Raw genomic sequence first — 8,007 nt, 5'->3', positions numbered from 1 at the left:
GCGATGTCCGAGCGTTTGTACTCGAAGCCCGTGATGTCGATGTCGTCGACGTCCTTGCCCTCCTTCCAGATGATGTGGCCCGCATACCGCTTTTTCCGGCCGGCCTGGAAGAACCGCCTGTAGAGTTTCTCGAACTCGATCTGGAAGCGGTGGTCCTCGGCGTCGAGTACCGCGCTCGCGAACTCGTCGTACGAACCGTTGATGTGGTCCTGGATCTCGAAGGACTGCTCGATGGCGCTCTGTTTGTCGACGTCGGCCCCGAGTTCGAGCATGACCGAATCGGTGTCCCCGTAGGTGACCTGATAGCCCAGTTCGTTCGCGGACTCCTCGGTGAACTCGATGACCTCCCTTCCCGTGGCGGTGACCGCCCCGGCGACGTCCTTATCGTAGAGCCGGAAGCGCTCCCAGCCGAGCACCCCATACAGCGAGTTCATGATGACCTTCACCGCGCCCTGCTGGCGGTCGAACCGTTCGTACTCGCCGCTGCCCGGCGAGTGTTCGGCCCGGCGGGACTTCTTGCGGTCACGCTCCGTGAGAAGTTCGTCGACCATCGACCGGATGATCCCGTCGGGCTCGCGTTTGAACTCCATGCCGTTGGGCGCGCGATAGGTCTCCCCATCGTACTCGGGACCGGCCTTCGTCTCGGGAGAGGCGTTGATCGTCACCATACACATCGGGTACAGCGATTTCAGGTCCAGCACGGTGACGTTCTCCTTCACCCCCGTGATCGGGTCGAAGACGGCTCCACCCTCGTAGTCCTCGCTCTCGACGCGGCCCTTCGAAGGCAGGGCGAACTCGCCGTGGACCTTGTGCAGGACGTACATGTCGACGGTGTCGCCGGGGGTAGGAGCGTCCTCCAGTTTACAGCCGACGAACGTCCGTACCTCGTCCCAGAAGGGGATGATCCCCTGGCGGGCATCGATCTCGACGCAGAGTTCGACGTCCCTGACGTTGTATTCGAGCAGGCGTTCGGGGTCCTGCTCCCAGAGGTCACCGATGTCGCCAGCGTAGCGCTCCTTGCCGACCCCGAGTTCGGTCTCTGCCACCGCGTCCAATCGATACGAATCGAGTTCGCTGAACTGCGTACGTTTGTACGCATAGAGCAGGTCGAAGACGACCCGGCCCTTGATGTTGGGCCCCTGCCAGTCGCTTCGCCAGACCTCGTTCACTCTGGAAAGGCGCTCCATCGAGAGGTCGTAGTCGGTCGCCGGATCCAGACGGTCGAGGCGGTCGATCAGGTACGGGGCGTCGAAGTCGTCGACGTTCCAGCCCGTGAGCACGTCGGGGTCGGTCTCGGTGAGGTAGGTGAGGTAGGCGTCGAGCATCGCCTCCTCGCTCTCGAAGGCGCGGATCTCGATGTCGGCGTCCTCGGTGATCGGAGCGTACTCCGGCAGGTCCTCAGGGGCCGTCCCGTCGCCGGCGGGGGCGATGTACAGCCAGCCGATGTACTCCTCGCGCGTCGAGTCGTGGCTGGTCAGACAGACGATCGGCTCCTCGCCCTCCTCGGGGAACCCTGAACGATCGTCGACCTCCAGGTCGAAGTTGTGGATCCGGAGGTCGGCCTCTGCCTCGACGGGTTCGATCTCCTCGTGGTGGACTCGAATGGAGCCGTCGTCGTCACGCCGGTCGGGCACCCGAATCCCGCTGTTGATCCCCTTGTCGATCAGCAGGCGGTTGGGAAAGAGGATGTCGGCCTCGTAGTGGTCGAACCGGTCGCGCATGTTCCCGACGTCCCGGGGGGTTTGCCCGAAGACCTTCGTGAGTTGCTCGCCCCGGATCGACTGATAGCCCTCCTCGGAGCCGGTGATCCGGCTGTCGTTCAGGTCCCCGTCGCTCAGACTTGCGGTGGGCGCGTAGAAGTACGGCCGAAACTCGTACGCGCGAACGTGGTGGGCCTCGCCCGCGTCGTCCCGCCCGAAGACGTGCATGACGGGTCGTTCACCCTCGGAAGTCTCCTCGATGGTGTAGTTGACCTGTGTGACGCCGAGGTCGATCGTCCTCTCGACTACGGGGAAGCGCCGTTCGTCGATATCGACCACCTCGTCGGTGTCCCGACCGCCGTTACCGGCGACCGCGCGCGCCTCCGCGGCCGGACGCTTGCTCTCGCTCGCGTCCCCGTAGGCGGAGAGTCCCGATTGCTCCATTTACCGCTCGTTGGTTGGGGCGGGCTAAAACCTCGGTGGTTTACCGAGCGGAGTACCCGTCGTTCGCCGTGCGAGACACGCGAGACGAGGGCGAACGAGCGGCGAATCCACCGTTCGTCCGGCGAAATCCTCTTCGTTCGAATACTATGGTATAATGTGACTCGGCAACAAGACATATATCATGTTAACACATACCGGAGAATGGTGACGACGATGTCAAGCGCCGATCACGAACGAGAGGGCGGTACCGACGACGAACAGGAACTCGACGCGGTCGAGTCGGTCGAAACCTACGAGGCCAGTGGCGACATCGTGTTCTATGACGTGCGAAACCCGCTCGCGTGGGTCAAAACGAGCCACGCCGTCTCGCTGCCCGACCAACTCTGATTCGGCCGCGTGTCGAATCGCTTTTGCTCCCGTCGACCGATCACCGAGTGTGTTTCCCGACGACCGCTCGGAGCACGAGCCCGAGGAGCCCGATCTAGGCCCCGAGATCCCCGCTATCGAACCCGAGGAGAGCGAACCGACCCTCGGTCCCGAAACCCCGGAGGCGCCGGACGTCGCGCCCGAGATCGACGGGATGCTCGGCCCCGAGGGGACATCGACCGACCTTCTGAGCGCCTTCTGGACCCTCGTCGTCCTGTTCAACGTCGGGGTCCTCGCGGCCAGCGTCGGGGCGCTGTTTCTCGTCTTCGAGGGACGGACCTATCTCGGCGGCGGCATGCTCGCGGTCGGGCTGCTGGCGCTCGGTCGGGGGATCTACAAGTACTGGACCCTCGACTTCGACGAGCTGGACACCGACAGCGACTAACCGGCGAGGGATGTAAAGGGGCCATGCAGACCGTCGAGGACGTCGATGGCTCGCGGTACCTCCTGCTCAAACGATCCGAGGGATCGAGTCTGGTCCGCGACCCCGGGACGGGCGAGGAGCGATACGTCGAAACCGACTCGTTGTCGGCAATCGAGGGTGCCTCTGCACTCGAACTCGCCGCCAGCGAGGTCGACGAGCCGGTCAGACGACTTCTACGCGCGGTTCACGACGACCGCACGCTCGGCTTGCTCTGTCTTCTGGATACCGGCGCTCGACCGGTACGCGAACTGCTCTCGCTCGATAGCCTCTGTGAGAGCGATTTCCATGGGCTCGTCACGGAGCTCCGGGCGGCGGGGCTGATCGAGGAGTGTGAGGTCGCGGGCGAACGGGGCTACCGAACCACGGAGACGGCGCGCGAGGCACTGTCCTCACTCCGTGACTCCGGCGGCGAGTAGCGCCTCGCCGCGCTCGACCGTCGACCGGTTGGATGTCGGGTCCTTTTTGACGGTCACGAGCTCGTCGGCCGCGTCCACCAGATCGTCGTCGTGGCTCACGACGACGATCTGCTCGACGCCGAGTCGGCGCATCGACTCGACGAGGTCGACGAGCTTCGAGACGTGGCCCGAATCCAGGAAGACCGTCGGCTCGTCGAGAATGAGCGGGGGCATCGGCGCGCCACCCTCGATCCCCTCGGCAAGCAGGCGGTAGATCGCACAGCGAAGCGAGAGGTTGAACAGCGCGCGCTCGCCGCCCGAAAGCTGCTCGGGCGCGAGGGGTGAACCGTCCTTCTGGTAGACGGTGAGCTCGTACTTGCCCGTGAGTTCGAGCTTCGCGTACGCGTCGTTCTGATAGACCAGATCGAACGTCTCGTTGAGCATGCGTTCGAGCTGGTCGACGTTTCGCTGGCGCAGTTCCGAGCGCAGCTGGGCGTACATCCCCTGGAGCTGCTCGGCTTCCTCGTGGAGGGAGTCGAGCGCCGCCGCGCGCTCCTGAAGGGCCTCGCGGCGCTCCCGGAGCTCCTCGAGGGTCTCGAGTTCGCGCTTGACGCCGCCGATACGGTCCCGCAGCGTCTCCTCGCGTTCGGCGAGTTCGGCGAGCTTGTCCTCGACCTTCTCGAGGTACTGCTCGGCCTCCCGCTTGTTCTCGCGTGCCTGCTCGATTCGTGCGGCGTCGTATTCGGCTTCGAGCTCGTCCTTTCGGTCGCGCTTGTCGGCGAGTCGTTCGCGGCGCTCGTCGTTCAGCTCCGCGAGCCCCTCGCGGCGTTCTCGAAGCGTCGAGACCGTCTCGCGGGCGCTCTCGATCTCCACAAGCACGTCCGAAAGCGAGTCGAGTCGGTCGAGCCGCTCCTCGAGTTCGGTCCGGCGTTCGTCGAGGTCGGCGATCCACTCTTGGGCCTCACCCGCCCGCTCGTGGGCCTCGCTTGCGGCCTCGCGTTTCGCCTCCGCTTCGGCTTCGAGCTCTTCGGCGCGAGCTTCGAGGTCGGTGATCCGCTCGCGTTTCTCCTCGAGGGCCGTCTCACGATCCGCGAGCAGCTCCGAGAGGGTTTCGCGGCGATCCACGTTCCTCGTGATTTCCTCCTCGGCGTCAGCCAGTTGCTCGGCCCGGTCGATGCGCTCGGCGAGCGATTCGCGCTCCGCGCGCAGCTCAGAGAGGTCGGCTTCGAGGTCGGAGACCCGCTCGCGGCGTTCCTCGAGGGCGTCGACGTGGGGCGAGCCCTCGACCGGCTGGCCGCACTCGGGGCACTTGCCGGCCTCCTGGAGGCGCTCGCCCTCTTCGAGTGCCTCGCGGGCGCTTTCGAGCGAGGCCCGTAGCTCCGTCTCCCGCTCTCGATGGGCCTCGCGTTTCTCGCGCAGATCGGCCAGCAATCCATCGGCCCCGCCGACGTCGACAGGGGCCCCGTCGAACTGCTCGCGGAGGTCCTCGATCTCTTCGTCGAGTTCGGAGAGGGACTCGCGGCGCTCGGCGAGCGTTTCGGTTCCCGTCTCGACCTCGTCTTCGAGGCTCGCGCGCTCCTCGCGGGCCTCCTCGGCCCGTGTTTCGAGGTCCTCGGCTGCCTCCGTGCTCGTCTTCGCGTCGCTTTTCTCCTGCTGGGCGGCGAGGCTCGCCTCGCGGATCGACTCGCGACAGTCCTCTAACTCGTCGTCGAGCGCCTCGTTTCGCTCCGCGAGTCGATCCGCGTCGGCACTCTCGAAACCCGCCTCGGCTAGTAGCTCGTCGCGCTCGCTTTCGAGGTCCCCGATCCGCTTGCTAGTCTCGGCGATCCGCTCTTTGATTCCCTCGCGGTCGCGTTCGGTCCCCGAGATGGTCTCTCTGAGCTCTCCGATGTCGGCGTCGAGGTCGGCGATCTCCTCGCGGGTCTCCTCGTGTGCGTCGAGGGCTTCGCTCGCCTCCTCGCGGGTTCGCTCCGCGTTTCGCTTGTTCTCCTCGAAGCGCTCGATCTCCTCGACGACACCGTTGAGCTCGGTTCCGAGGTCGTTCAGGATCGCGGGGAGGTTTCGCTCCTCCTTCTCGTCGATCTGGGATTCGACCTCCCGGAGGCTACCCTGCACGTCGGCCCGCACGTCGTTGACTCCGAGACGAGCCTCACTGACCCGCTCGCGGTACTCCTCGAGCTTGCCCAGTTGGAGGAGGTCGTCGATCATGTCCTGGCGCTCGCTCGGCGTGGCGTGGATCAGCTTGTTGACCTCACCCTGTCGGACGTACGCGCAGTTGACGAAGGCGTCGGCGTCCATCCGAAGCATGTTCTCGACGGAGCGCTCGACGTCGCGAGCGCCGTCGACGCTCCCGTCGGGGGTTTCGAGGACGCAAGTGGCGGTTTGGGCGCGTTCGCCCGACAGGCGAACCCGGCGCTCGATGTGGTACTCCCCCTCGGCGTGGGTGAACCACAGCTCGATCTCGCACTCCTCTTCGCCGTTGGTGATCACGTCCTCGAGGGTGCCATCGAGCGCCGAGGAGCCGTACAGCGCGAAGAAACACGCCTCCAGAAGCGAGGACTTCCCGCTGCCGTTGAGCCCGTGGATCACGGTCACGCCGCGTTCGAGCCGGAGGTCGGTATCGCGATACGGCTTGAAGTTCTTCAACCGGATCCGCTCGATCCTCACAGGTACTCCTCCATCGAGGACTGGTCCTGACCCTCGGCGCTCGCCTCTTCGGGCCGGTGGGTCGATTCCGCGTGACCGACCGCGTTCTGCCCGTCCGTATCGGGCGGGTCGGTCTCATTGGTCACATCAGTCCCGGATTCGGAGGCGATGGCGTCCTCCATCGTCTCCGTCCCTTCGATTGCTGACTCCGATTCGACCGTCTCGAACGCCTCGGGTTCCTCCTCGATCAGCGACCTGACGCGCTCCTCGACGGCCCCACGGACGTTCGTATCGGCGATCTTGCTCGCACGCACCGTTTCGTCGATGTCGCTCGCGGCGCCCGACAGTCCCATCTCCTCCAGTCGCGCCCGGACCGCCGTATCGGGGTCCGAAAACGAGACGTCAAACGAGGCGCCCTCCTCGACGTTGCGTTTGTCGTTCACCCGGGCGATCAGCGCGCCCTCCTCGCGGGCGAACGATTCGACCTCGGCGGGCGTGACCGTCTCGCCCTCGCCCTCGACGGTGACGATCACGACACGGTCGGCGAGGTCGTGCTGGCCGACGCGTTCGAGCACCCGTTCAGTGCCCTCGCCCGCGGCGAGTTCGACGTCGACGAAGACGAACTCGCGGGTGTCGAGCCCCCGGCGGGTGATGTGGGCCTCGCCCTCGACGAAGCTCACGAGGTTGTAGCCCCTGCCGTCTCGCTCGCTGGCGCTCGCGCGCTCGGTTGAGCCACAATAGGTCACCCAGGTTCCCCCCAGTTCGGCGCGGTCGGGGTGGTGGTTGTCGCCGAGCAACACCGCGTCGAACTCGACAGGAGCGGAGTCGAGCAGTGCCTCGGTGTCCCAGTCGGCGTACGGGAAGGGCTCGAACAGGCCGTGGGCGACGAGTGCGGTGTGGTCGGTTTCGGGCGGGGAGAAGTCGTATTCCAACTCCTCGCGCCGGGAGACCGGCACGTGATCCAGCCCGTAAAACGTCGTTTCGCCGATCACGACTCCCTCGCTGTCGAGGCGGGTCGCGAGTCCCATCCGCGAGAACAGATCGAGCCACTGGCCCTCGCGGGTGCCCTCGTGGTTGCCGACGATCGCGAGGAAGGGTACGTCCGCGTCGTCGAGATCGCGGAGGACGTCGAGGGTTCCGAGCAGGTCCTGGAGGTCGGGGCGCCGGTCGTGAAAGAGGTCGCCGGCGTGGACGACTGCGTCGACGTCTTCCTCCACGGCGTCGGCGGCGACCCGCTGGAAGGCGGCGAGGAAATCGGCCCGACGCTCGGCCGAATGGTACTGGCGATAGCCGATGTGGGTATCGCCGGTGTGAATCACCCGTGTCATGTCCCGTGATTCGCGCGGGAACCGTATAAGCGACGTGGGAAAAGCCGGCTAGCGCGAATCGATCGCGAGCGAGTAGAGGCGCTTTCTGGCGTCCGAAAACGAGAACCGCGATTCGACGACGTCCTCCTCCTCGAGGCGGTTCAGCGCGTAGCGGACGGTTCTGGGTGGCAGGAGCGTCTCCTCGGCGAGCTGGCTCTGGGTCAGCGTCTCGTTGTACTCGAGCACCTTCGCGACGAGCTTCGCGCTCGGCGGAAGCTCTCGAACCGCATCCCACCCCGTCTTCTCCCCGGTGTCGGCCGATATAGCCTCTGACGTGCTCATTTCGCTTCACCCTACCGGATACAACGTAATAATATTTCCTCTTTAGAAATATTACTAATAGGAATTTTTGCGGCGTTCGATCGACCCGAAACCTCTTATGAGTCAGCGACGTAAATCGCACCAATGACCGATACCGTGGAGGACGTCGACCTTCCCTACGAGGAGGACGGCACCTCACAGCAGGAGAAGATCGAAGCCCTGCGCGATCGCCTCGACATCTTGGAGGACCAGAACGAGGAGATGCGCGACAAGCTGCTGGACGCGAACGCCGAGAACAACAAGTACCAGCAGAAGCTCGAACGGCTGACCCACGAGAACAAGAA

Annotated in this window: 7 protein-coding genes and 1 pseudogene; 4 read left to right on the top strand and 4 right to left on the bottom strand. The window is 65.1% G+C overall.

The window, feature by feature from the left end; genetic code table 11:
- The coding region (locus EAO80_RS15010) for a DNA-directed DNA polymerase (RefSeq protein ID WP_122090685.1) at positions 1–2,144 on the bottom strand (2,144 nt) is incomplete at its 3' end.
- Between the two features lie 213 nt (positions 2,145–2,357).
- Here EAO80_RS15010 and EAO80_RS15005 point away from each other — a divergent pair.
- The 3 genes from EAO80_RS15005 to EAO80_RS14995 are packed head-to-tail and all read left to right on the top strand — an operon-like array spanning position 2,358 to position 3,410.
- A complete protein-coding gene (locus EAO80_RS15005) occupies positions 2,358–2,531 on the top strand; it encodes a DUF7331 family protein (protein ID WP_449404322.1) in 174 nt (57 codons plus the stop codon).
- Between the two features lie 49 nt (positions 2,532–2,580).
- Positions 2,581–2,955, top strand: a complete 375-nt coding sequence (locus tag EAO80_RS15000; protein ID WP_122090683.1) for a DUF7322 domain-containing protein — start codon at positions 2,581–2,583, stop codon at positions 2,953–2,955.
- 23 nt (positions 2,956–2,978) lie between these two features.
- On the top strand, positions 2,979–3,410 hold the full coding sequence (locus tag EAO80_RS14995; protein WP_122090682.1) for a DUF7346 family protein: 432 nt from the start codon (positions 2,979–2,981) through the stop codon (positions 3,408–3,410).
- On the opposite strand, the gene rad50 is transcribed toward EAO80_RS14995, so the two are convergent.
- Genes rad50 through EAO80_RS14980 form a run of 3 tightly spaced genes read right to left on the bottom strand, consistent with a single transcriptional unit; the run spans position 3,384 to position 7,684 of the window.
- The gene (gene rad50 / locus EAO80_RS14990) at positions 3,384–6,056 is read right to left on the bottom strand and encodes a DNA double-strand break repair ATPase Rad50 (protein ID WP_122090681.1); all 2,673 of its coding nucleotides are present in this window, start codon (positions 6,054–6,056) and stop codon (positions 3,384–3,386) included. The genes EAO80_RS14995 and rad50 overlap by 27 nt on opposite strands.
- Positions 6,053–7,363, bottom strand: coding sequence for a DNA double-strand break repair protein Mre11 (gene mre11 / locus EAO80_RS14985; protein ID WP_122090680.1), 1,311 nt, complete (start codon positions 7,361–7,363; stop codon positions 6,053–6,055). The genes rad50 and mre11 overlap by 4 nt, the downstream gene beginning before the upstream one ends.
- Positions 7,364–7,411: 48 nt before the next feature.
- Positions 7,412–7,684, bottom strand: coding sequence for a MarR family transcriptional regulator (locus EAO80_RS14980; RefSeq protein WP_122090679.1), 273 nt, complete (start codon positions 7,682–7,684; stop codon positions 7,412–7,414).
- Positions 7,685–7,807: 123 nt separating this feature from the next.
- Here EAO80_RS14980 and EAO80_RS14975 point away from each other — a divergent pair.
- Positions 7,808–8,007 (top strand): annotated as a pseudogene (locus tag EAO80_RS14975) (peptidase); the annotation flags it as partial.

It is taken from the genome of Halalkalicoccus subterraneus (genome assembly GCF_003697815.1).
In the GTDB taxonomy this organism is placed as follows: domain Archaea; phylum Halobacteriota; class Halobacteria; order Halobacteriales; family Halalkalicoccaceae; genus Halalkalicoccus; species Halalkalicoccus subterraneus.
Note: the sequence above shows the minus strand (reverse complement) of the source record. Positions and strands in the feature narration are given on the sequence as shown.

Bases quoted from the DNA above. Each gene is read 5' to 3' on its own strand.
- EAO80_RS15005 (WP_449404322.1), top strand. From the start codon at position 2,358: ATGTCAAGCGCCGATCACGAACGAGAGGGCGGTACCGACGACGAACAG.
- EAO80_RS14995 (WP_122090682.1), top strand. From the start codon at position 2,979: ATGCAGACCGTCGAGGACGTCGATGGCTCGCGGTACCTCCTGCTCAAA.
- mre11 (WP_122090680.1), bottom strand. From the start codon at position 7,363: ATGACACGGGTGATTCACACCGGCGATACCCACATCGGCTATCGCCAG.
- EAO80_RS14980 (WP_122090679.1), bottom strand. From the start codon at position 7,684: ATGAGCACGTCAGAGGCTATATCGGCCGACACCGGGGAGAAGACGGGG.